Below are 23,991 nucleotides of genomic sequence, written 5' to 3' on the forward strand. Positions count from 1 at the left end.
AGAATAAAAAATGGCAGATTTAATATCTGCCATTTTTTATTTTAATCTTTAAAAGGAGGTATTATCCTTTTTTATACGGCTGTTAAATCTCAAAGTTCGGCTCAACCATAGTTTGCTCATTGACCACTGAAAACTCGGTAAACGATGAACCACAACAAAGAAGAACACAGTAAATAGCGGTACCAGTAATGTACCAAACACAACACTACCAAATACACTCATTCCAATTTCATATCTACTCGCAGCGCCTGCACCAGTTGCAAAAATTAAAGGAACCACACCCGCACCAAAGGCAAGAGATGTCATCAAAATCGGACGTAAACGCAGTTTCAAAGCCTCACTTGCCGCATCGATTTTACTTTTTCCTTGTTTGAGTGCTTGAGTCGCAAACTCAACAATGAGAATCGCATTTTTACAAGATAAGCCAATACCTGTTAATAGGGCAATTTGAAAGTAAACATCGTTAGGTAACTTAAAAATCCAAGCAAAAATAATAGTGCCTGTAATGCCTAAGGGAAGCCCTAGTAAAATAATAAAAGGAACTTTCCAGCTTTCATACAAGGCAGCCAAACATAAGAAAATAAACAAAATAGAAATAAGATATAAATAAATTGCTTGGCGGCTAGATTGTTGCTCTTGTAAAGAAAGACCGCTCCATGCGACATCTATACCAGATTGTTTACTGACCATATCACTTAACTGTTGCATTGCCTGACCTGAGCTAAAGCCTGGACTTACATTGGCTTCGAGTTGAATGGCAGCTAGTCCCATAAATCGGGTAAGAGCTTCTGGGCCACCTGTCCACTGACTTTGCGCAAAATGGGCGAGAGAAAGCATACCACCTGAGTTATTTCGCACATGCCAATATGCTAAATCTTCGGGTTTAGAACGGAATTCTGCATCGCCTTGCATAATGATTCTCTTAATTCGACCTCGTTCAACAAAATCGCCCACATAGTTTCCACCCCAAGCCGTCGAAAGGGTTGAACGAATTGCTTGTTGGTCAATTCCTAACATTTTGGCTTTATTTTGGTCGAGTTGAATAAATACTTCGGCTTTATCTTCACTCACAAGCGGGCTTAGATTTTCAAAGGCCGAATAATTCTGAGATTCTTTTTCTAAGGCTTTATATTGTTTAATTAATTCATCGCGCCCTTGACCATTTACATCTCTAAGCCAAAGCTCTAAAGCATCAGACTGACCTAAACCAGATACACTTGGCGGCATTCCTACCATGACTTTAGCGGGTAAGTTCTTTTGTAAATATGCTTGGGCACGTTCACGAATAGCACTCGCCGTATTAGTTTCTCCTTTACGCTCATTCCAATGTTTAAGCGAAACAAAGGCCATACCCAAATTTGGACCGCTCCCTGAAAAGTTTTGTCCATTCACGACCAGTACGGTATTAATATTTTTGGCTTCATGTTCAAAAAAATAATTATTGACGAGTCTTCCAACTTCTTCCGTCTGGCTCATTGAAGCACTGTTATGCAAACTATAAGGCACAGCCAGCAGTCCTTGATCTTCATTTGGAATAAAGCTTGTAGGCAAGCTGCGGTAAATCATAAATAAAATAACCGCTATGCCCACAACCAATAGACTGGAAAATACTTTAAATTGAGTTAAGCGAACCGATAAAAAACTAAAAGCTGATCTGACTTTTTCAAGAGCAAGCTCAAGCATTTGTCCCCATTTTGGTTTTTTATGCTGTTTTTTTAATAGAACTGCGCACATTGCTGGTGTGATGGTCATGGCTACAAATAGCGATAACAACATGGCTGCTGCTAATGTAATAGAAAACTGACGGTAAATCATACCCGTCGAACCACTAAAAAAAGCCATTGGGATAAATACCGCGGTTAAGACCAGCGTAATACCCACCAATGCGCCGCTAATCTCTTGCATCGACATTAAACAAGCTTCACGTACACTTAGCTGTTGTTCGTGCATAAGCCGTTCAACATTTTCCACGACTACAATCGTGTCATCAACCAATAACCCAATCGCTAAAACCAGAGCAAATAGCGTAAGTGTGTTAATGCTCATTCCAAACAAATACAACACCACAAATGTGCCACTAATGACGATGGGAACTGTAATGGTTGGAATAAGAGTTGCACGCCAATTTTGTAAAAAGAGATACATCACAATAACAACTAGCACGATTGCTTCAAGCAAAGTGATTATGACCTGCTTAATAGATTCTTCGATAAATGGCGTATTGTCTCGTGGATAAACGACTTTATATCCAGCTGGTAAATGCTGGCTAAGCTGAGCCATTTTTTCTTTAATAAGAGCAGAAGTCTCGATTGCATTGGCATCAGGGCTTAGAGAAATTCCTAAACCTGCCGATGGGTAGCCATTAAGAGTATTAATACTTTCGTAATTTTCTGCCCCTAATTCGACTCTCGCGACATCTTTTAAATAAACAAGGCTACCGTCAACATTTGCTTTAACCACCACCGATTTAAAGTCATCTATTGTTTTTAAACGTGAACCTGCTTTTACTTTTGCATAAATATTTTGGTCAGCAGCAGAGGGCATTGCACCAATCGAACCCGCAGCAATCTGAGTATTATAATCTTCGAGGGCCTTTTCAATATCACTCGGTACAAGTTGGTAATTTCTAAGCTGATTTGGATTTAACCAAATGCGCATAGCATAGCTTGAACCAAAAACATTAACTTCACCAATGCCTTGCAACTGACTTAAAGGCTGTTCAAAGTGATTCACCATATAATCAGACAAATCAATATTGCTGGTTTTACCTGTTTCATCATATAGCCCCACAATAAGTAGCATATCGCCCGTGGTTTTCCATATGTTTACACCTTGTCTTTGAACTTCCTCAGGTAAACGGTTTAATGCACCATTAATTCGGTTTTGTACTTGGAGCTGTGCTTTATCAATATCTGTGCCAATTTTAAAATGAATATCAATGCTACTCGTTCCTGATGATTCACTATAGGACGTAAAGTAAAGCAAATTATCCAGACCTTTTATTTGTTGTTCTAAAATTTGGGTCACACTTTCTTCGACTGTGTCAGCAGCTGCACCACGATAGTTCGCAACAACCGTAACACCGGGTGGTGCAAGGTTCGGATAGCGTTCGACCGGCATGGCTAAAGTGGCAAAAAAACCAAAAATAAGAATAGTAATTGCAATGACAGAAACAAAGATAGGGTGGTAGATAAAAAATCGAGAGAGCATTGTTATGTCTACTTTAAGATTGTTTTAAATAGGTTTTTAGGCACACGAAAGTGCCATGTTAACGCTTTTTTAAATCACAAACAATAATGATTATCATTATATAACTAATAATTATTTTTATCTTGAACAGAAAAAGTCATGAGTATATGATGCTCGGCACATCATAAATGATAACAATTATCATATGGTAATTATTATCCAGAATAAGGGCCGAGAAATGACGTTAACTAAAAAGGCGCTGGTGGTCGCCATCTCAACACTGCTTCCGTTTGCAGTTCAAGCAAATACAGATAGTGAACAGCCGAGTAATAATGAATCAGTTCAAAAACTTAAAACGATTGTGGTTTCCGCTGCATTAAAAGAACAAGATGTAGATAAAGCACCTGCATCCATTAGTGTGATCACGAGTGAAGAGATTGAACGTAGTGCGGCGCTCAGCCTTGCTGATGTTTTACAAAAACAAGCTGGGGTTTATAACTACAACAGTGGACAAGATAAAATCGTTATACGGGGAATGCTAAATACATCGGGAAACTACACACTCATCCTACTTAACGGTAAGCGCATGTCATCTAATGGTGCCATGTGGCGAGGTAATGACTTTGACTGGAGTGCAATCCCTTTAAATAGTATTGAACGAGTAGAAGTGATTCGAGGACCAATGTCGTCGCTCTATGGAGCAGATGCCATGGGCGGAGTCATCAATATTATTACCAAGAAAGCCGAGGATGGGCAGCTGCATGGTTCGGTCTTTGGCCAATATAACCGAGCAGACCGCGGAAATGGTAAAGAGCAATTCCGTTACGGATTTAACTTATACGGCGGTTTAACCGACAATCTAAGTTTTACTTTGGCAGGAGATGCCTATAACCGTGATGCATGGTACCGAAATGGCAAACCAGATCCAGATGGGGCTTACTTTGTAGAAAAAGATACTAAAAACGTAAACGGTACATTAAGTTGGAATATTAATGACCAACAAACTTTAGACCTAGATTTGGGTTATAACAACGATAAACGCCCCCTGACTCAAGATGCGGCAACTTCAATTCAAGAATCAGAAATGAAACGAACCAATGTAGGAATTGCTCACCGTGGAAAATGGGGTTGGGGTAAAACAGAAGCTTACATTGGTAAAGAAACAGCTAAAATTTCTGACTACGATAGCGAATATGATGCGCCACAAAACCGTCAATATAAGCAAGAAAATTTAATTGGTCGTGCCTTTGCTAACTTTGATTGGCTGATGAATAACACCACAGCAGGTTTTGATTATAAAGACCAAAAAATTACAGACGTTGTGAGCTATATCGGCACTGGAAAAAACCAGCAGAAGAGCTACGGTGTATTTGTTCAAAACGATACCCATATTAATGATGCACTGACTTTAACTTTAGGCGGCCGTTACGACGACTTTGATGACTTCGATGGTAAATCGACTGGTAAAGCCTATTTGTCCTATGAACTCGCGGAAGGTGTTGTGCTAAAAGGTGGTGTAGGCCAAGCTTATAAAGTTCCGGCTCCTGCTCAGCTAGATATCAATTACTCAATGATTTCTTGTGGGGGCAGTTGTCACATTCGAGGTAATCCAGACCTAGAACCAGAAGAAAGTACCAACTACGAAGCGTCTTTAATTGTAACTCGACCAAACTGGAATGCAGGCGTTACGGTTTTCCAAAATGATGTGAAGAACCTGATCGAAGCCATTACATTAAGTGATGGAGACCCGCGTTTAGTCGGCGATTTTAGAAAAATCTGGACCAATGTGAGCCGTGCAGAACTCAAAGGTGTGGAACTTACAGGTGGTTACGATTTCACAGACAATGTAGGTGTTAAGGCAAACGCAACTTACCTCGATGCAAAAAATAAAACGACAGACCAAGATTTAACTGAACGACCAGAATGGCTTGCCAACGGTTCAATTTCTTGGGCATTGGTTGAAGATTTCCGTGTAAATGCAGGGGTGAGCTACGTAGGCAAACAAATGTACTCTGCAACCAAAGAGTTACCAGCTTATACCACCTATGACGTGACATTTACTTCACCACTTTCACCACGTTTAACATTGGACTATGGTGTAAAAAACCTAACCGATGTTGATCTGGAAGATAAAAACAAAACCTTCAACACCAAACTCTATGGACGTAACTATTTTGTAAAAGCAACTTATAGTTTCTAAGTTAAAACCAAGTACAAAGCCTATTCGTAGGGGAATAGGCTTTGTTTTTTATTAAACAAATATCCATAATTTTCAAACCAGTGTAGACAAAATAATTTTAAGAATTTCTATACTTTTCAACATTAAGGCTAATTAATCATGACGGCAACTTCAAAATCATTATTAAATGGACTACCAATAAAAAAATCGAGAATACAAGTTTTTGAAATTTTAAATCAAAATCCACAAGGCTTAAGCGCGGTGAGCATTTATGCGCAAATTAAAAATGAACATAAAATTACGCTCGGAACAATTTATCGAATCTTATCTGAATTTGAAAATCGCAAGCTCATCAAAAGGGTGTTCTTAGGAAAAAGTAAAAGTATTTATAAGATCAGAAAAGATAAAATGAGCTGTAACTTGATTTGTCTTAAAACCGCAGAAGCAACTAGCTATGAACATGAAAAAGTGAAAGAACTACTGCATGAAGTCATAGATGTTATTTTTGCGAATACAGGAACTAATATCAGCAGTATTGAACTTAATCTTTATACAGAATAAAAAGTTCAGATAGAAAAAAGGACAGCCTAAACTGTCCTTTTTTATTAAATTTGCTATTTGATGACTTTAATTCGAGTAGTCGCTGGAATAATTAAAGGTGAATTCTTTGAGTTTTCCGCAATATAGCTTTCAAGAGCATCAATATCTTGACCACCACCTACACGGTTTTGGCCTTCTTTTAATACTGTAAAGTTGTCACCACCATCTGCCAAGAAGCTATTTACCGTCACGCGGTATACCTTAGTGTCAACCAATGATGAACCAGCAACCATGATGTTACTTGCTCGTGGTGAAACAGACGTATTTGCCGCATATTGATAAGTTAATTCTTTAGACGGCTGTAAAATTCTAGGTGAGTTTGCATTTGCACCAGACCATTGCTGTTCAATTACATCTCTAATTTGTTTGCCAGTTAAGCTCAGGGTCACAATAGAATTACCAAAAGGTTGCACCGCAAAAACATCGCCGAAGGTAATCTGGTTACTACTGTTAATGAGTAGGTCTGCACGGACACCACCTGGGTTCATTAAGGTAAAGTCAGAGCCTTGGTTACTTGCTTTTAAGGCAGCCGCTTGTTGAGCATCTGCAATCATAATACCCAATGGGCTTTCACCACTTTCAACTTGAGTACGACTGACTACTGCTGTTGCAGTTCCAACCACACGGCTTGAAATTGTGGTCACCGCTTGACGGTACTTATCTAAAATGGCTTCAATGCTTGGAGTTTTACTAAATTTTTGATAGAGATCGGTAAGGCTTACCGTGGTTGTACCAGACGTATAGGCTTCGCTTTGTATAGGAACTTGTTTAGCATCCTTTTTAATCACATCACCAGTTTTACCATCAAGTTCAACCTTAATGTCAGTAATGAGCGTGCCATATTGTCCAGCTGAGGTAAGTAAGAACGGTTTTGCGGGATTTTTTGTAGAATAGTCACAAATATAAGATTGGTGTGTATGACCTGAAACAACAATATCAACTGCGGAATTAAGCTTATCCAAAATTCCTAAAATCGGGCCGCTTAAGCCATCACATGTTTTTTCATTAAACTTCGTACTTGGCGCTGCACCTTCATGTACCACCACTACAATCGCTTCAATTCCTTGTTTTTGTAATTCAGGAATCAGGGCGTTTACCGTATCGGCTTCATCACGAAACTCAACATCTTTAATGCCGGCAGCAGAAACAATACTTGGCGTTGCTTTAAGGGTTAAACCAATAAATGCAACTGGAATTCCACCATAAGTTTTGACTTTATATGCAGGAAAGATCGTTTTACTGGCATCATTTTTCATTGCTACGTTAGCAGCAAGGAAATCAAATTTTGCACCACTAAAGTTTTTATTTATTTGGCAAGGTGTAGTGCTTGTATATTGCTGACATCCACCGTTCTTTAAACGGCGTAATTCATCTGTACCACGGTCAAATTCATGGTTACCGACAGCATTAAAGTCAATTTGAATATCATTCATGACTTCAATGGTCGGTTCATCTAAAAACAATGAAGAAGTGAGTGGGGAAGCACTAATCAAGTCACCCGCTGAAACAACAGCATTATTGGGATTTTGAGCTCTAAGTTTCTTAATTGCATCTGCAAAGTAACTCACACCACCAACGGGAATACGTACTGTCTGAGATGCATCATTTGGGTTAGTTGCATCAACATAGCGTTTAGGTGGCTCAAGATTTCCGTGAAAGTCATTAAAAGCTAAAATATTTACAGTTTGATTGCTTCTTTGAGCCGGTGGTGCGGTGTCATTATCATCATCGTCATTACATCCAGCCAATAACGTTACTGCCAGAGAAAGTGTTGTTACTTTAAAAAGTGTTGTTAAATTTTTCATTTTTTTATCATTTGATCAATTAAGACGGATAAAAAATACGCTTTTAGTATGAATGTTTGATGAAACCTTCAATCAGCAAATATGTTCAAAATACTAAAATTTGGACAAAAAACACAATTATCGAACAATATCTTGGCTAGGGGTGGTCTACAAACCCAAATTTTTTATTTAGAATAAATTTTTAATGACCTTATAAGATTTAATCAAGTGATTCATTTCACAAGATTAATATGAACCGGAGATAATTTATGCAATGGACTAAACCAGCTTTTACTGATTTACGCATTGGTTTTGAAGTTACTATGTACTTCGAAGCACGTTAATTCAGTATTATCCAAATATGTCATAAGCCCTAGTCTTGTTCTAGGGCTTATCTCTTTCTAATAAGATATTAATTCTATGTATATTTATGTTTTAGGTTCAGCTGCCGGAGGCGGGTTCCCGCAGTGGAATTGTAATTGCCCGAACTGTCACGGTGTACGCACAGGCACAATCCAAGCCAAAGCCCGTACTCAATCATCAATTGCTGTTTCTGAAAATGGGACAGACTGGGTTTTATTAAATGCATCACCTGATATCCGCCAGCAACTTTTCGAATTTAAAGCAGCACAACCCGCGCGTAAATTGCGTGATACAGGAATAACAAGCGTTATTTTAATGGACAGTCAGTTAGACCATACGACTGGGCTTTTAACCTTACGCGAAGGTTGTCCAATGAATGTATGGTGCACAGAAATGGTCCACCAAGATTTAACGAGCGGCTTTCCAGTATTTAATATGCTCAAACACTGGAATGGCGGTCTTCAATACCATGAGATCAATCCTAAACAAGCCTTTAAAATTGATGGTTTTGAAAATTTAGAATTTTTGCCCTTAATTATTAAAAGTGCTGCGCCACCATATTCACCGCATCGAAATGACCCACATGACGGCGATAATATTGCTTTAATTATCAAAGATCATAAGACACAAAAGCAGTTATTCTATGCACCCGGTCTTGGAAAAATTGACGATCAAATCATGCAGATTATGCAGAGTTCAGACTGCGTCATGATTGATGGTACGCTTTGGACAGACGATGAAATGCAACAAACAGGGGTTGGAACTAAAACTGGCCGTGAAATGGGGCATTTATATATTAGTGGCGAAGGTGGTTCACTGTCTTATTTAAATCAGCTGAGTACACCTAAAAAAGTGCTGATTCATATTAACAATACCAATCCAATTTTAAATGAAAACTCTAGCCAGTTTGCAGAACTTAAAGCAAATGGTGTAGAAGTTGCCTATGACGGCATGCAGATTGAACTCTAAGGTGAAATATGACTCAAACACCTGAAGCTTTAACGACAGAACAATTTAAACAAGCCATTATCGATAAAGGTCAGTATTATCATATCTATCATCCATTTCACGTGATGATGTATGAAGGTAAAGCCACCCAGCAACAAATTCAGGCTTGGGTTGCAAACCGCTATTACTATCAAATTAATATTCCGCTTAAAGATGCGGCGATTATGGCAAATTGCCCAGATCAACGAGTCCGTCAAGAATGGATTCAACGCATGATCGATCAAGATGGTGAATATCCAGATGGCGGTGGTCGAGAAGCATGGCTACGCTTAGCCGAAGCTGTGGGCTTGAGTCGTGAACAAGTTATTTCTGAAGAACTGGTAATACCGGGTGTTCGCTTTGCAGTAGATGCCTATGTGAACTTTGCACGCCGTGCTTCGTGGCGTGAAGCAGCAAGCAGTTCTTTAACTGAACTTTTTGCTCCACAAATTCATCAGTCACGACTTGATTCATGGCCGCAGCATTATCCATGGATTGATGATAAAGGCTATGAATATTTCCGTTCTCGTTTAAGTCAGGCACGCCGTGATGTTGAACATGGTTTAACAATTACGCTTGATTCATTTACAACTCATGAGCAACAAGAGCGAATGCTTGAAATATTGCAGTTTAAACTGGATATTTTATGGAGCATTTTAGATGCTTTAACACTTGCATATGTTCACAATGAAGCACCGTATCACAGTGTGACAAGTAAACGAGTTTGGCACAAAGGACTATTTAAATGAATAAAGAGCAGTTTGATTTAAACCTTGTGCCAACATGGCGACAAGGTTACCGTTTTCAGTTCGAGCCAGCTCAAAATGGTTTTGTGATTTTATATCCTGAAGGCATGATCAAGTTAAATGAAAGTGCAGGGGCAATTGGGCAATATATTGATGGGCAGCAAAATGTTTCCGCAATTATTGCTCAGTTAAAGCAAAAATTTGGTGATATTGCTGAGATTGATCAGGATGTAGTGGATTACATGCTGGTCGCAAAGCAGCAACACTGGATTGATTTAGTATGACAGAAGGTGTTGGCCTACCTTTATGGTTATTAGCGGAACTTACTTATCGGTGTCCGCTACAATGCCCATATTGCTCAAACCCATTGGACTATGCTCAGCATAAAAATGAGCTGACCACTCAAGAGTGGTTTGATGTTTTTGATCAAGCACGTCAGATGGGTGCTGTTCAACTCGGTTTTTCGGGTGGTGAACCACTGGTACGTCAAGATTTAGAACAACTCGTTGCACATGCTCATCAGCAAGGGTTTTATACCAACTTAATTACCTCAGGTATGGGCCTTACCGAACAACGTATTGCCGATCTAAAGCAAGCGGGTTTAGACCACATTCAAGTGAGCTTCCAAGCGAGTGATCCTGTTGTAAATGATGCCTTGGCAGGTTCAAAGCATGCTTTTGAACAAAAGTATGAAATGTGCCGACTGGTTAAGAAATATGATTATCCAATGGTGCTTAACTTTGTTATTCATCGGCATAACATTGACCAGATTGAACAAATCATTGAACTTTGCCTAGAGCTGAATGCAGATACAGTCGAGCTAGCAATTTGTCAGTTTTATGGTTGGGCTTTTTTAAACCGCCAAGGTTTATTACCCACACAAGAGCAACTGACAGGTGCAGAACGGATTACCAATGAATATCGAGAAAAATTAAAAGCGCAAAACCATCCTTGCAAACTCATTTTTGTAGTGCCTGATTATTATGAAGAACGGCCAAAAGCTTGTATGAATGGCTGGGGTAAAATCTTCTTTACAGTTGCTCCAGATGGTATAGCGCTACCTTGCCACGCAGCACGACAATTGCCAATTTCATTTCCAAACGTCCGCGAACATAAATTGTCAGATATTTGGTACAAATCAACTGGATTTAATCATTTCCGTGGTGATGCATGGATGGCAGAAGGTTGCCGTAGTTGCCCAGATAAAGATCGAGATTTTGGCGGATGTCGGTGTCAAGCCTATATGTTGACTGGAGATGCAGCTAATGCCGATCCTGTATGTGGGAAATCGCCGTATCATCAAATGATTGAACAAGCACGATCAGAAAGTCAGTTGGCTGCACCACTGCAAAACTTAGTATTCCGTAATAGTAGAAACTCTAAATCTTTAAGCGCTACGCAAAATATTCCAGTCCACACAATTACAGACATATAGCAAGTAATAGGAATGCTCATGAAGCCTAGTCATATTCCAGTTTTTGATGGGCATAATGATGCTTTAACACGCTTATGGCTAAGTGATCATCCAGATCCAGTAAATGCTTTTATTCATGAACGTTTAGCGGGTCATCTTGATCTAAAACGCTGTCAAGAAGCTGGTTTTATTGGAGGAATGTTTGCGATTTTTTTACCGCCATACAGCTATGTGCAACAGCATCATCCCAATAAGTTATTTGATCAAAATGCTTTTGATTTTACCCAACAGCAAGTTGAACAAATTTGCTTGGAACAACTCGATTTAGCTCATCAACTCGCTCAGCGCTCTGAAAATATTAAAATTTGCACATCAGTTCAAAATATTCAGGATTGCTTAGCAGAGCAAAAGCTAGCAATTGTATTGCATATGGAAGGTGCAGAGGCTTTACAACATAACCCTGATTTACTCGATGTATTTTATGAAAGAGGCCTGCGTAGTATTGGCCCTCTCTGGAATAGACCGAGCCGCTTTGGACATGGTTTAAATGCTAAATTTCCGCATTCGCCCGACACTGGAGCAGGTCTTACCAGCGATGGCAAAAACTTTATAAAACGCTGTGCTGATAAAAAGATGGTGATTGATGTATCACACATGAATGAACAAGCTTTTTGGAATACGGTAGAAATATTGCAACAGCCTATTGTAGCAACGCACTCTAATTCACATGCTTTATGTGCTCAAGCACGCAACTTAACTGACTCGCAGCTTAAAGCAATCGGAGAGAGTAAAGGTATGGTGGGCGTAAATTTTGATGTCGCGTTTTTACGATCGGATGGACAACGCAATGCAGATACATCCATCGATGTAATTTTAGAACATTTAGAATATTTAATGGATCATTTGGGCGAAGAACATGTAGGTTTTGGCTCTGATTTTGACGGTGCACTTATTGGTACTGAACTTGAAGATGTATTGGGGCTACATCGTTTAATTGAGCGTATGCAACAGCGTGGTTACTCGAAAACACTGATTGAAAATATATGTCTTAATAATTGGCTGAGGGTGCTTGATAGAATTTTTGGTCACTAATGAATGACTAAACAGAATTAATTTACAGAATCATAACTGTTTTTTTATTGGCCGAAATGACTAAAAAAAATACAAATAGTTTAATTGTCAACCATTCGGTATATTCACTACACTCAACCTTACTGAATGTAAGAACATTTGGTATTTCAGGTCTTTTGTGGTTTTCACATTACCCATTTCTTCATGAGAAGTAGAAATGGGTTTTTTCTTATCTCAATAAAATAAACGTGACAGTCATCACAATAATCACTAATTATTAGTAAAACTCCTCAATCCTATCTTGACTAAAAGTTCAGCATTAAATACATTTGTAGTGTATTCAAAGATAATAAGATTGCTTAAAGCAATTCATAATACTGCTTAATCCTGAAATACAGCAAAAAGCCTATTCAAAATATTGAATAGGCTTTTTGCTTTGTATCAAAATTTATTTTTTAACTATTACACTATTCAATTAACATAAAAATTAAATACCTTACAAAAGCGGAGCAAATGAAAGCCGTTAAATAACAAATTATGTGCTATTAATTAAAGCTGATTTTTCAAAAGTTACTCCGTCAATCGAAGAGGTGCAAAATGTTAAAGTCAATTTTAGTGATAGGAACAGGTATTGCGATTGGGATGTGTGTCTACAAGAAGAAGCAAAAGAACAGTAAGAGTTTTAACACAGATCACGATAGCGACTCAGTGACTAGTAAAGACAGGGTCCAAAACCAAGATGACGGCTCAATTGATAACGCTGTACAAGTTTAAAATTAAATAAAGAAGGGGTTCAGATAATGAACCCTTTAATTTTATTAAAACTCATAATTATTTTAAACAGCTTAACTTAAAGATAATATTTAAATTAAATAATTACGCAACTATTCATTTAATTATTACAAAAGTATGATTAAAACAAAAAAAACACTTTCATTATTAAAATTTACATATTGTATCAGTGGAGTCTTTATTATTAGCGATGCGGATAATAAAAAAGGAGACTAGAATGTCAAAGCGCCATATTTTAAAAGAAGTAAATGCCAAAAGTATGTGTGGTATGGAAATTGTAGTTGAACAAATTTATGAAAATATTTATGAAAAAAACTTTGTCCAAGCTGAACAAGAGCAAAGTTGGTTGCCACTTTCTAAAATTGTGATTTCGGATAAAGTTATTAATTTAGATCCGGATAACAGTTTTGCTCATCCAAGAACAGGTAAGGTTTTTAAAGTCTTGAACTCTTAATAAGCTTGAGTTCAGCAGCTCTGAGGTGATTCCTACTGAGGTATCACCTCAATGTTTTTCAGTGAGAGCTGATTTTTCCCATTAACGCTTTAATTAAGAGAAATTGCATTTCATGACTCGTGATTAACTAAAAAATAGGTTAATTTGTTTATAAAGTTTTTAAGTAAACACTGATTTTTTATGATAATTGAGATAGAAACACATCCACTAGAACCCTTTTTACCTGAAAATGCGCGTTTACTCATGTTGGGTAGCTTTCCACCACCGCGTAATAAATGGAAGATGGATTTTTACTATCCAAATTTCCAAAATGATATGTGGCGAATTTTTGGTTTAATTTTTTTCCAAGACAAAACTTATTTTTTAAGTGAAAACCAAAAAAATTTTAATGAAAAACTTATCCGAAATTTCTTAATTGAAACAGGTATTGCGATCTTTGACACGGCTTATCAAATTAAGCGGTTGAAGGGAAATGCCGCAGATAAATTTCTTGAAATCGTAACGCCAACAGATCTTACCGTTTTGCTTCAGCAGATTCCTCTATGTCAGACCATTATGACCACTGGCGATAAAGCAACTGATACCTTAATTTCAGTTTTACCCGAGAACACTGAAAAACCCCTTATAGGGACATCTACATCGACTTACTTTGCAGGAAGGGATATTAATTTATATCGCTTACCATCTTCGTCTCGAGCATATCCATTAGCGCTAGAGAAAAAAGCTGAGGCTTATCAAAAGTTCTTTAAAGAGATTGGGATTTTATAAGTCAAGTTGAAGTCTTCTTACATCATCCATTCAACGGGTAAATATGAAACGGCTTTAATCATTGTACGTTGGAAAAGGCTCGTATCTGGGTCTTTTTCATATTCAACAACTTGTCCATTTGACTGATAATCTAACCAAATAATTTTACCTTCACTGTTTAACTTAAGTTGATAGGCGACTTGAGGTAAATGCTGATCGAGCATGACCGAAATTTGAGCTTGTAATTGACTTGACTCAATAACAAGACCAACCTCAGTATTTAAGTAAGTCGAACGTGGGTCAAAATTAAAAGAACCAATAAACACTTTACCGTCTACATCAAAAAATTTGGCATGCAAGCTCGATTTATTTTTACCTTTTGCTGGAATCACACTTCCAGTTACCACTTCATACCATGTTCTACGTCTGCGTTCTAAAAATGGCTTAAACTCAAATAGTTCTACACCGCTTTTCAGCATTTCAACCCGATATTGACTATAAAAAGCATGCACAATTGCCACATCATTTGCAGCAAAAGAGTTCGTTAAAACCCTGACTTTAACACCTTGAACTTTTAACTGTTTTAAATAGTAAGCACCTTGTTGTGTAGGAACAAAATAAGCTGAAGCCAATTCGATATGCTGCTTTGGTTCACCCATAATGGCCATAACTTGCCCATAAAGCATCTCTTCTTTAGAAGCTATTCCTAAGATCTTTTTCGGTGAGTCTGCAACAAAATATGCTTTTGACCATTGAATTGGATAATGCTCTAAAAGTTCTTTTAAATAAGTTTGAGCATCATAAAGCTTGTCTTCGGTTTGAGTATGATTTTCACTTTCATGAAGCAAATCATGATAATGCTGTCGTAAAGATTGCAAGTGGTGGACAGCGCAAGTCCCGACCAGCTTGGTCGCATCTTGGCTTAACTCACTTTGCCAGAAATCATTAAAAACTGCTTGAGCATGCTGTACTGTATGCCCATAAAATAGAATATCTAGATCTGTAAACTGGAACTTACTACTTGCATCAAAGTACTCACTACTGATGTTACGACCGCCTGTTACCGCAATCACGCCATCTGCAATAATTAATTTATTATGCATACGATGGTTTACTTTCTTGAACCGGAAAATATAGTCCAAGATTCTTATATATCTAAATTTGTATGGATTAAATAAACGAATTTCAAAGTTAGGATGGTGTAGAAGACTTCTTAGAACACCATCAAGTTTTACTCCATTTTGATCGTCAATGAGTAAGCGAACTTTTACACCACGATCTGCTGCCGTTAATAACTCGTGCAGCATTAGGTTTCCAACAAAATCATTTGTCCAAATATAATATTGTAAATCGATTTTTTCTTTTGCATTTCTAATCAGATACATACGAGAGGCGATACTGATAAAAGCATCATCCAATGCAACAAAAGCAGTTAATCCTTGTTTAGTTTTTTCTGTAGCTTGTTCATCATTCAACCAATTAAAGCTATTTGTCACTGTATCATTCTCATCAGGGTCGTATGTATCGTTATACGAAGGTGTATGTGTAAAGCCCCAGGCATTTAATGCCATATTACTGTACTGCTGATAGAACTGATTAATCATGTAAGCTTTTAAGTCGCATCCAAGATAAGCACATCACAGCATTTTTATATTCAATTTATATGTCAAAATTCATATTAAACGGTATAAATGCATTCTGCCAAGCCTCAACTCTAGCAATTCCTTATATTTATAGGCACTTCTAAGAGAGCATATCCATTTAAACATATAAAGTTAAATTTAACCTTTTTAAGGCTAATGCTATATTCAATATTATTTTCTAAGGATGCTCGAGATGAGTCATGTAGGTTCTTGTCTATGCAATGAAGTCAAATTTTCCATCACTAACGAAATCAAGACTGTGTACCATTGCCACTGTAGTCTCTGTCGTAAACAAACTGGAACAGGAGCGAATGCAGCAACTTTAGTGAGTAAGGATAAATTTGAATGGCTCTCAGGTTTTGAGCTTATCCATACTTATAAAAAAGAAACAGGCTTCACATCTTCATTTTGTAGTAAATGTGGATCGCCTGTACCTAATTTGGTAGGAACTACTCATTTTATGTGGATTCCATTAGGTCTATTAGACAAAGACATTCAAGTTCTAAAGAAGCTTAATTTTTGTATATTTTCGAAGACAAACTGGGCAAATACCGTAATTGCAGATCAATCTTATAATCAGCTTCCAACTTTAGATGAGCTAAAAATAATTTTTGATTAAAATAAATGCTTAGTAAAAAAACGAGACTCAGTTTGCATTAACTTTAATTTTTTCGGATGGTTATGCTTGCAAGTTTCACAAAAACACACTAATTACAATTGGCAGCACAACAATTACATTAGAAAACATGATATCTATCATACTTCCTTAAAAGGCTGAGTGAGTAGCCTGATAATAAAAGGGAGAAAATAAAATGCCACAATATTTAATCATTGCTGAGAATGTTTATAAAAAAATTGATGACAAAAATTTATTTTCAGAAAGCTCAGCAGAGAACTTAAATCAGTTGGTTGGTGTAATTCGTAAGGAAATTAAAGGAACTAAGTTTAAACTTAAATATAATTTTATAGATTTTGAAGAGTGCTTAACCAAGCCATTAGAAGACTGTGCAATTAAGTTGGATATGAGCCTCATGCCCAACCATAAAAATAAAGATGAATATATACTTTGGCTCGCGGGTTTTATTGAAAGAATTACAACGGGAGGAGAGGCCAAGCTTCCACCAATCTCGAAATTTATTCCTCCAGACTTTAAGTTTAACTATGATGATCCTCCTAAAGTGCCATCATCGACAAGTGATGATGGAGAGATGATTATTAATTATTTCAAATCAGATGCCTTTATTAAAATTATAAAAGAAGAAAAATAAGTTCAAAAAATATAGAAGTGATCGTCCACTACACTTCTATATGTCGCTGTAAATTCAGCAACCGCCTTCTGGGGCGGTTTTTTAATTTAGCTCTCTTATTCTTATAAAATATATTGTTATAACTTTTCACAAAAGTTTGCATAACGCACAGAATCAACCTCATTGGCCTAAAAACAGATACAACCTTCAATGTTAGTTTTAAATTTGCTTAATGATCTTTTGGAGATAAGTATGTTTAAAGCTATGTTTTTCTTTGGCGCCGGTGCTGTTTTTGGTTACTGCTGTAAACACAAGGAGGATAAAGCTAAAGAGGAAAATTCATCAAAATAAGCGAAGTACATTGATAAAGAACTAACTGCTGAGTCAGTTTTTTATAAGGAGGTGTCTATGCTCCACAATCTTAGACAAATTTTCTGTATTCATGTCTGGGAATATGATTTTGATATAACTCACGACGAAATTAAAGAGTGTAGGAAATGTGGGAAAGTTCATAGAGTGAAGAACTTCCGCAAACTTACTTAAGATTTAAAGGAGTGCTTTTCCTCTTAAGTAAATATTAAAAGTTAAATAGGCTTAATAGTTTAAATATGTTGAGCCTATTTAATATAAATTTTAAAGCCGAGTGTTTTAGTCGATATTAATACCTACTAATTTAATCAGAATAAAAAGTCAAAAATAAATCACATTTTTAAACAATATGTTGCTATTATAGGCACAACTGATCATTTGAAATTAAAAAAACAGAAACAATTTAATAAAAATTAAAAACTTATTTTTATAACTTTGAAATTATAATTATATTTTATAAATAATTAAAAAGGAGATAGAAATGCCAAAATACTTACTATTAGCAGAAAAAATTAATAAAAATATTAAATATAAATACTCTAACAATCATTTTAAAAACTTAAATAATCTCATCATAGAAATCAAAAAAGCCATTGCAGGTACAGAATTAAAATTTTTATATAACTTTGTGAATTTTGATGGTGCAGTTGTTAGCTTTAAAAATGAATTACCTATTAGATTAGACATGAGCTTGATACCAAGACATAAAAATGAAGATGAGTTTATTTTATGGTTGGCAGATTTCATTGATCGTATCACCATAGATACAAGCAAGGGCATTAATGCATAAGGTATTTAAGGTTCTTGTCTAAGTGCTGAATTCATATCATGCCGAACTCTACTGATATTTTCATAAATAACTTTACGCATTCGATTTACTGCACCTAATGGTCTATGTTCTGGTAAGGCGTGCCACGGCGTAAAAGATAGATTTTCACAAAACTTATTTTGTTCAGCTGTATCAAAGTTTTGCTTTGGAATATGGATAGTCGCCACTTGATAAAAGGGAGCCGCTTTCTCATTCCATTCTGTCATTGAATCTTCTACCAACATTTGGCTTGAGGTCCTTGGCTGAATAAGAAATTCCATACAAGCATCTGTACTTTGCAAAGTGTTCTTTAAAGCTTCTCTTAAAAAATCATGGCTAGGGTTTTTAGGTAGATTATTTGATTGCATTGAACAAGAACGAACTGAATATTTAACTGCTTGTCGATCATTACCTAATCCTAGCTGATAGGGCACCATAGACCAGTACCGTGCATATAAAGGGTTTGCGATTTGCGAATTACGTGCTCCGAGTGCATTCATGGTTCCTTTAAAACCCAAAGCAATCGGAATATGAAGTTTTCTGATCATATTGTGACTATTCACATCATTCATGAAAGAAAGATATCGTTTAGCATCGTTGGCAAAAAAGACAGGGTGATTAATCATAATAAAATCTTGAGTGGTTGCTTGTTTTTCACTTTCTAAAATTTTGTCTCCAGATACACCTAAAAGTTTTATGGCGATTCCGCGTGCGTCTTTATTAATGTCCGCATTCGATGCATCATTTGAGGCGTTTGAAAAGCGAATCCATGCTTGATAAGTTTGATCTGGAATAAATATCCCTTTAGCCAATTGAGTAGGTATATTTTTTGAGACATGAAACTCGGCTCGAACACACCCATGCGCTTTAGGATGTGCATCACGTAAAGCATTTCCCGCCGTATATTGTTCACGAATTGACTTTTCAATGACTTGAGCTATGTTCTGAGCTAGCACTTCCTCATTAGGCTGTAACTTTTCTCCTAAAAATGGATCGATCTTTGGATATATAATATTTTCCGAAGAAGTCTTTACTGGTGTGGTTTTTTGAGAATATAAAGCGTCACTACAACCTGTTAGTGCAAAAACAAGAGGAGTAAATACAAACAACACCCTAAAATGTGTAGGCTGCATAAAATTTGACATTGATTATCTCCTCAGTGCAAAAATATTTTAGGATAATATTAAGTTTAATTGTTTAACTATATTTTGAGCTTTATTAAAAATATTAACTGTAAATAATTTAAACGTCATTGTTACTTATCTGAACAATAAAATAAAAATTATTATTTAATATAAAACCTCTTAATACATTAAGAGAATGTAGACATGATAACTAATTCACAAAATGTACAAAATAATTCTAATTCATCACCACATCCAATCACTCAAAATACACTTATTGATCGGTTTAGTCCTATCTATTGGAGAATAGATGGTCCACAAACAATGTCTTTTGCTATTACGAATTATGGAAATGGTTTTGAAGCATCTTTTAGAGCACGAATGGCAAATGATCTAGTAGGAATTAGTTGGGATTCTTCTGACACTAAAGATCATAAATTTTTAGCGTATCAAACCAAATATAGCTATGCAGGGGTGATTTGGGACTTCGATATTGAGTTATCTGCCACGATGCCAGTGCTTAACAATCCAAGTTTAACGCCCACTTTAACGGTGTACTATAATGAAAATGGTGTAGATAAAGTTGCCTATGTTGTCCTATTTAATTACGCAAATAATCCTTCATCACGAACGGCACATATTCATATTAACTGGGATACAGTAAAAGCTGGCTTTTCTGCTACAGATAGCTTTCCAGTGACTAACATTCAGCGGATTTCATTTTCCGGTTTCACGAGCCATTATAATAGCCAATCAGCCCTACCTTTAAGCCAGCCTGAAGATGGCTATATTCGTCTGACCAATTCAGTCGTAACCGGTACAAATGCAAAGTTAAATTTGAGCCGTGTGGTTGTCCCTCAGCACAATTATGGTATCTGTACCAGCTATGACGACCACTATGATTTAAACCCTCAGCGCTTAGTCAACAATATGGTGACTTTGGGATATAACGGTTTGGTTAACCACTATTGTGGAATGTCGCATTATCCTGAAATGACATGGAAAAGTGATATTAATAAATGGCAAATACCAGATACGTTGGTAACAGGTGAAGCGGTCGTTAACTCATGCACGCGTAAATGGCATGAGAAATATGCTCAAGCTTTACATAGTGCCAGTCTGCAACCCATCTTTGGGGTAAGCTTTGAAATGTATTCCTTGGGAGCCAATGAATATTGGGCACAGCGTGACTGGAACAGTAATTTAGGTAAAACAGGCTACCAACCACCGAGCTATTTTTTTAGTTTAAGTCATCAGAATGCTTTGGCATATTTACGTAAAGTCTTTATTGAATTTGCAGATGCAATGGTAGTAGGGGGATGTGATGTAAACATGCAGATTGGTGAACCTTGGTGGTGGTATAACACTGACACAAATCTACCTTGTGTATATGACTATCCAACAAAACTAGCCTTTAATGCAGATACAGGTTTATATGCACCAGATTTGGGTACAATTTATGAAGCAATGAATAAGACAGGAACGCCATATGATGAGTTTAAAACATGGCTCAGAAATAAATTAGGTCAAACCTGCCAAGACATTCGCACCGTTATCAAAGCGAAATACTCCGCTGCTAAAGTTAGCCCGCTTATTTTCTTTCCTTCTATTCAATCTCCGATTCAGACTTTAGCCACTTATATTAACTATCCAAGCCAACATTATTCATATCCTAATTTTGATTACATGATGACAGAAGCTTATGACTGGCTATTGGAAGCTCGTTTAGACTTGGCACATCAGGCAGTTTCACAAATACCAATACAAGGACTAGGCTATCCTGCCAATAAAGTCATCTATCTCTCCGGATTCGTTCCTGATGTATCTATTGCATATATTTATGGGTTTGATAAAACCAAGCCCTATCGAACGCCCATTTGGCAACGAATTTTTGGTGACATGAAAAACAATGTTTCTTTAGGTTTAATGAAGCAATTTATCTGGGCCTATCCACAGGTTATGTTTGATTCAATTACGATTGATACCACTCAGGCTCCAAATGGCTTCTTTGTTGAAAATACGCTGTATTCGCCAATTAGCGATAACACACCATATCCACCAGATATTTACCTCTAAGTAAACATAACCCTTTTATAAGATAAGTGATTTGATAAGAAACCTCTTCCAGTAAGAGGTTTTCTTCTTTTTGAAACTGAAGCTTGCTTAGAGGTACATGACTGGCTATGCTGTGATGGATTGTCATGAAAGCCAATTTTAATTTAAGCAAAATTAAGCTCTTGTATTACCGATATATAATCTATTTTGCTCGACTATAAATACCGAATGATTTAAAGGAAACCCAAAGATGAAATCTCGTGCAGCTGTCGCCTTTGCCCCAGGAAAACCTTTAGAGATTGTTGAAGTTGATGTTGCACCACCTCAAGCGGGTGAAGTTTTAATAAAAATTACCCATACAGGGGTATGTCATACCGATGCTTTTACATTATCTGGTGATGACCCAGAAGGTGTGTTTCCTGCCATTTTAGGTCATGAAGGTGCAGGTGTGGTAGTTGAAGTGGGTGAGGGCGTAACAAGCGTTCAACCTGGTGATCACGTGATTCCACTTTACACCGCTGAATGTAAAGAATGTCTATTCTGTAAATCTGGAAAAACCAACTTATGTGTTGCAGTACGTGCGACTCAAGGTAAAGGTGTCATGCCAGATGGAACCACACGTTTTTCTTATAATGGTGAACCAATTTATCATTACATGGGATGTTCAACATTTAGTGAATATACAGTAGTTGCAGAAGTATCTTTAGCTAAAATCAATCCTGAAGCGAATCACGAGCAAGTATGTTTACTTGGATGTGGTGTGACTACAGGTATTGGCGCCGTGCATAACACAGCTAAAGTACAAGAAGGTGATTCTGTTGCTGTATTTGGCTTAGGCGGGATTGGTTTGGCTGTTGTACAAGGTGCACGACAAGCGAAAGCTGGGCAAATTATTGTAGTAGACACCAACCCAGATAAATTTGAACTTGCTAAGCAATTTGGCGCTACAGATTTCTTAAACCCTAAAGATTACGATAAACCAATTCAGCAAGTCATTATAGAAATGACAGGCTGGGGCGTAGATCATTCATTTGAATGTATTGGTAACGTCAATGTTATGCGCTCAGCTTTAGAATGTGCGCATCGTGGTTGGGGACAATCAGTCATTATTGGGGTTGCTGGTGCTGGTCAAGAAATTTCGACTCGTCCATTCCAGCTAGTTACTGGCCGTAAATGGTTAGGTACTGCTTTTGGTGGTGTAAAAGGCCGTTCACAACTTCCTAAAATGGTCGAAGATGCAATGAAAGGTGAAATTCAACTTGAGCCTTTTGTAACGCATACCATGCCTTTACAAGACATTAATACTGCTTTTGATTTAATGCACGAAGGCAAATCAATCCGCACAGTCATTCATTTCTAAATGAAATAAAAAGGGCTGTGATTCAGCCCTTTTTTACAACTTATAGTTTTATGTCTTAAATAACATTACCGCACATGTCAGTTGTACCCTGAGGATAGCTAAACTGTAACGCATTACGGTCAGTAATGAGTTCGTTCGACAACTCTTGTCCAAATAATTGTTCAGCATTTATTGAAATAGCGCTTGAAACCGAAAAACGTATATTCTCTAGTGGAGCAGGCAAAGTAGATTTATATCCTTGATCAACACCATTTATAATAAAGCCAACTTGCTTAGTGTTCTGATTAATATAAATACCTAATCTTTGGTATCCATTTGCATTATTTGTCATGTTTTGACCTTTAGAATATCGACTGTCAGGGCCACTCTCATCACTAAGTCGGTATGCTACAAAATAGTTTAAGCTAGCAGGATTTTCACCAAAATCTGGATCATACCCGCCCATACCAAACCCAAAATTGGATCTAACTGTATAACCATTATTTGTTACACCACTAAATGCAATGCTAGAGGAGTAATAAGTAGAATTTCCAAGTGATGTGCTCCCAAGAGCTGAGGTTGGGATCTTAAGCTCCATTTCAAATGCAATAATACCTGTGTGAGGTATCGTTAAATCTCCAACTTCATTAGACGAATTAAGACTAGCTACACTTCTAGCTACATACTCTACAATACCATACTCATTTTCTGGTATAGGCTCTACTTTAAAACCAAATTTTTGCCCACTTATTAAAGGAAATATATTCATAGAAAAATATTCAGGGTGTTCATTGTTCCAAAGATCGTAATCTTCTTGAGTCGCGTCAAAATTATATTGGCAGACTGGGGCTGAAGAATTAAGGGAGGTAGTTTGAGCCAAGAACATTTGAGGTGCTAATTTTTCATTCTTTGTAGTTGATGAATTGTTTTGAGATGCTACTTTTTGGTTAGATTCATTACGCTGTCTGGTACTCGTATTGTCAGAAGATACCTCATACATAGCCCAACATAATGTCACTGCACTAACAGCAACTATACCTATTTTTTTCATAAATATTCCTATCGAGTTAAGTGTTAAAT

General features: G+C 37.0%; 21 protein-coding genes. 16 read left to right on the forward strand and 5 right to left on the reverse strand.

The features are described from left to right. Positions 1–48: 48 nt before the first annotated feature. Positions 49–3,210 carry a multidrug efflux RND transporter permease subunit gene (locus tag ACT53H_RS08240; RefSeq protein ID WP_476009013.1) on the reverse strand — a complete coding sequence of 1,054 codons (3,162 nt, stop codon included), beginning with the start codon at positions 3,208–3,210 and terminating at the stop codon, positions 49–51. 217 nt (positions 3,211–3,427) lie between these two features. On the opposite strand from ACT53H_RS08240, the gene ACT53H_RS08245 reads away from it, so the two are divergent. Continuing rightward, the gene (locus tag ACT53H_RS08245) at positions 3,428–5,389 is read left to right on the forward strand and encodes a TonB-dependent receptor plug domain-containing protein (RefSeq protein WP_476009014.1); all 1,962 of its coding nucleotides are present in this window, start codon (positions 3,428–3,430) and stop codon (positions 5,387–5,389) included. A gap of 138 nt (positions 5,390–5,527) precedes the next feature. Beyond that, entirely contained in the window at positions 5,528–5,929 is a 402-nt protein-coding gene (locus ACT53H_RS08250; RefSeq protein WP_005305185.1) for a transcriptional repressor, read from the forward strand. Positions 5,930–5,982: 53 nt separating this feature from the next. On the opposite strand, the gene ACT53H_RS08255 is transcribed toward ACT53H_RS08250, so the two are convergent. Next, positions 5,983–7,773, reverse strand: a complete 1,791-nt coding sequence (locus ACT53H_RS08255; RefSeq protein WP_476009015.1) for a bifunctional metallophosphatase/5'-nucleotidase — start codon at positions 7,771–7,773, stop codon at positions 5,983–5,985. Positions 7,774–8,021: 248 nt separating this feature from the next. On the opposite strand from ACT53H_RS08255, the gene pqqA reads away from it, so the two are divergent. From pqqA to ACT53H_RS08300, 9 genes are all read left to right on the forward strand, one after another. Further along, positions 8,022–8,096: a pyrroloquinoline quinone precursor peptide PqqA gene (gene pqqA / locus ACT53H_RS08260; RefSeq protein ID WP_001982218.1), complete on the forward strand. Its 75-nt coding sequence runs from the start codon at positions 8,022–8,024 to the stop codon at positions 8,094–8,096. A 76-nt stretch (positions 8,097–8,172) separates the two neighbouring features. Further along, positions 8,173–9,084: a pyrroloquinoline quinone biosynthesis protein PqqB gene (pqqB, locus tag ACT53H_RS08265; RefSeq protein ID WP_057076255.1), complete on the forward strand. Its 912-nt coding sequence runs from the start codon at positions 8,173–8,175 to the stop codon at positions 9,082–9,084. Positions 9,085–9,092: 8 nt separating this feature from the next. Then, complete coding sequence (pqqC, locus tag ACT53H_RS08270; RefSeq protein ID WP_476009016.1) at positions 9,093–9,851, forward strand: pyrroloquinoline-quinone synthase PqqC; 759 nt, start codon at positions 9,093–9,095, stop codon at positions 9,849–9,851. Next, on the forward strand, positions 9,848–10,132 hold the full coding sequence (gene pqqD, locus ACT53H_RS08275; protein ID WP_004792407.1) for a pyrroloquinoline quinone biosynthesis peptide chaperone PqqD: 285 nt from the start codon (positions 9,848–9,850) through the stop codon (positions 10,130–10,132). The genes pqqC and pqqD overlap by 4 nt, the downstream gene beginning before the upstream one ends. Beyond that, positions 10,129–11,283 carry a pyrroloquinoline quinone biosynthesis protein PqqE gene (gene pqqE, locus ACT53H_RS08280; RefSeq protein ID WP_476009017.1) on the forward strand — a complete coding sequence of 385 codons (1,155 nt, stop codon included), beginning with the start codon at positions 10,129–10,131 and terminating at the stop codon, positions 11,281–11,283. The genes pqqD and pqqE overlap by 4 nt, the downstream gene beginning before the upstream one ends. Positions 11,284–11,301: 18 nt before the next feature. Next, on the forward strand, positions 11,302–12,354 hold the full coding sequence (locus ACT53H_RS08285) for a dipeptidase (RefSeq protein WP_476009018.1): 1,053 nt from the start codon (positions 11,302–11,304) through the stop codon (positions 12,352–12,354). 576 nt (positions 12,355–12,930) lie between these two features. Continuing rightward, complete coding sequence (locus ACT53H_RS08290) at positions 12,931–13,107, forward strand: hypothetical protein (protein WP_004792403.1); 177 nt, start codon at positions 12,931–12,933, stop codon at positions 13,105–13,107. A 235-nt stretch (positions 13,108–13,342) separates the two neighbouring features. Next, complete coding sequence (locus tag ACT53H_RS08295; protein WP_004792401.1) at positions 13,343–13,579, forward strand: hypothetical protein; 237 nt, start codon at positions 13,343–13,345, stop codon at positions 13,577–13,579. A gap of 180 nt (positions 13,580–13,759) precedes the next feature. Beyond that, complete coding sequence (locus ACT53H_RS08300) at positions 13,760–14,347, forward strand: uracil-DNA glycosylase family protein (protein WP_296524468.1); 588 nt, start codon at positions 13,760–13,762, stop codon at positions 14,345–14,347. A gap of 17 nt (positions 14,348–14,364) precedes the next feature. Here ACT53H_RS08300 and ACT53H_RS08305 read toward each other — a convergent pair whose 3' ends face one another. After that, entirely contained in the window at positions 14,365–15,930 is a 1,566-nt protein-coding gene (locus tag ACT53H_RS08305; protein WP_476009019.1) for a phospholipase D family protein, read from the reverse strand. 223 nt (positions 15,931–16,153) lie between these two features. Between ACT53H_RS08305 and ACT53H_RS08310 the strand changes: the two genes are divergently transcribed. The 3 genes from ACT53H_RS08310 (at position 16,154) to ACT53H_RS08320 (ending at position 18,375) form a co-directional block, all read left to right on the forward strand. Further along, positions 16,154–16,588, forward strand: coding sequence for a GFA family protein (locus ACT53H_RS08310; protein WP_476009020.1), 435 nt, complete (start codon positions 16,154–16,156; stop codon positions 16,586–16,588). Positions 16,589–16,781: 193 nt separating this feature from the next. After that, positions 16,782–17,237, forward strand: a complete 456-nt coding sequence (locus ACT53H_RS08315; protein ID WP_476009021.1) for a hypothetical protein — start codon at positions 16,782–16,784, stop codon at positions 17,235–17,237. Between the two features lie 829 nt (positions 17,238–18,066). After that, the gene (locus ACT53H_RS08320; protein ID WP_004792391.1) at positions 18,067–18,375 is read left to right on the forward strand and encodes a hypothetical protein; all 309 of its coding nucleotides are present in this window, start codon (positions 18,067–18,069) and stop codon (positions 18,373–18,375) included. Between the two features lie 5 nt (positions 18,376–18,380). Here ACT53H_RS08320 and ACT53H_RS08325 read toward each other — a convergent pair whose 3' ends face one another. Next, positions 18,381–19,538, reverse strand: coding sequence for a catalase family protein (locus tag ACT53H_RS08325; protein ID WP_476009022.1), 1,158 nt, complete (start codon positions 19,536–19,538; stop codon positions 18,381–18,383). A 183-nt stretch (positions 19,539–19,721) separates the two neighbouring features. On the opposite strand from ACT53H_RS08325, the gene ACT53H_RS08330 reads away from it, so the two are divergent. Both ACT53H_RS08330 and ACT53H_RS08335 read left to right on the forward strand, forming a co-directional pair. Further along, positions 19,722–21,593: a non-contractile tail sheath protein gene (locus tag ACT53H_RS08330; RefSeq protein ID WP_476009023.1), complete on the forward strand. Its 1,872-nt coding sequence runs from the start codon at positions 19,722–19,724 to the stop codon at positions 21,591–21,593. A gap of 229 nt (positions 21,594–21,822) precedes the next feature. Beyond that, positions 21,823–22,932 carry an S-(hydroxymethyl)glutathione dehydrogenase/class III alcohol dehydrogenase gene (locus ACT53H_RS08335; RefSeq protein WP_174759370.1) on the forward strand — a complete coding sequence of 370 codons (1,110 nt, stop codon included), beginning with the start codon at positions 21,823–21,825 and terminating at the stop codon, positions 22,930–22,932. A 55-nt stretch (positions 22,933–22,987) separates the two neighbouring features. On the opposite strand, the gene ACT53H_RS08340 is transcribed toward ACT53H_RS08335, so the two are convergent. Beyond that, positions 22,988–23,962, reverse strand: coding sequence for a DUF4882 family protein (locus ACT53H_RS08340; RefSeq protein WP_476009024.1), 975 nt, complete (start codon positions 23,960–23,962; stop codon positions 22,988–22,990). Positions 23,963–23,991: the final 29 nt, after the last annotated feature.

Source organism: Acinetobacter sp. DMC2 (assembly GCF_056314305.1).